Origin of the sequence: Muricoccus harenae (assembly GCF_009848505.1) — a bacterium.
GTDB lineage: Bacteria > Pseudomonadota > Alphaproteobacteria > Acetobacterales > Acetobacteraceae > Roseomonas > Roseomonas harenae.
In genome coordinates this window covers 1-996 of the sequence record NZ_WWDL01000097.1, presented here as the reverse complement: position 1 = coordinate 996, position 996 = coordinate 1, and the positions used below count along the sequence as shown (strand labels likewise).

Annotated in this window: 2 tRNA genes and 2 rRNA genes; all 4 read left to right on the top strand. The window is 61.5% G+C overall.

What is annotated here, in order from left to right:
• A 16S ribosomal RNA gene (locus GSE44_RS25075) occupies positions 1–70 on the top strand; the annotation flags it as partial.
• 223 nt (positions 71–293) lie between these two features.
• Positions 294–370, top strand: a tRNA-Ile gene (locus GSE44_RS25070).
• Between the two features lie 73 nt (positions 371–443).
• Positions 444–515: transfer RNA gene (locus tag GSE44_RS25065), tRNA-Ala, on the top strand.
• A 348-nt stretch (positions 516–863) separates the two neighbouring features.
• Positions 864–996 (top strand): 23S ribosomal RNA (locus GSE44_RS25060); the annotation flags it as partial.

Genomic DNA, 996 nt, shown 5'->3' with positions numbered 1-996 from the left:
AGGGTCAGCGACTGGGGTGAAGTCGTAACAAGGTAGCCGTAGGGGAACCTGCGGCTGGATCACCTCCTTTCAAGGAATGCCTGCGGGGTAGGGTTGGTTCGCCAATCCTGGCTGCAAGCGATCCTGACAAATGCTATCGGACCCGATCAGGTCCATTCGCTCATGCCTGTAGCCTGGTTCTCGTGATGGTTCGGGGTGCGGCCTTGTGCTGGTGCGGTTCGCTGCATCGTGGCGCTGGCCGCGCATCCTTCCTGGTTTCTGACGGATCGTTTGTTCCTGGCCTTTGGGCCTGCGGGCCAGTAGCTCAGTTGGTTAGAGCACACGCTTGATAAGCGTGGGGTCGGAGGTTCAAGTCCTCCCTGGCCCACCAAGGGCCCGGGTGAGGGTCTTGGTGGGCGGCGGTGATGTTGGGATAGGTTTGCCTGTTCATGTGGTTGGCTTGTGGGGGCGTAGCTCAGTGGGAGAGCGCCTGCTTTGCAAGCAGGGGGTCGTCGGTTCGATACCGACCGTCTCCAAGCCGCACGGGACAGGTTCTGGGTTGTGGCCCGGTGGTTGAGCGAGCGGATGCTTGCTCCTGCCGGTGCTGCGTCGTCTTCGGGAAACAGGCCGCGCGTCTGAGGGGTGACCTTCGGGGCGAAGCGGTTTCTCGTGTTCTTTGACAGGTGAAGATGATTTGGTGTGTTGAGTGGCTCTCTTGAGCTGCTGACTGCCTTGCGATCCGGAAGGGTTGCGTGGGGGTTGGTGGTGAGAGGGGGCAGAGTAGCGAGTGTTCTCGGTGTTGCTGCCGTCCGGTTGGACGCGCGGGCGCGGGCACGGAGGGATGAGGATCCTTGCGTGTTGGTCCTGCGTGCGGGCGGTGGAAGTTTGAGTGAATAAAGGGCGTTCGGTGGATGCCTTGGCGCCAAGAGGCGATGAAGGACGTGGCACGCTGCGATAAGCTGCGGGGAGATGCGAGCGATCGTTGATCCGCAGATGTCCGAATGGGGAAACCCCTCC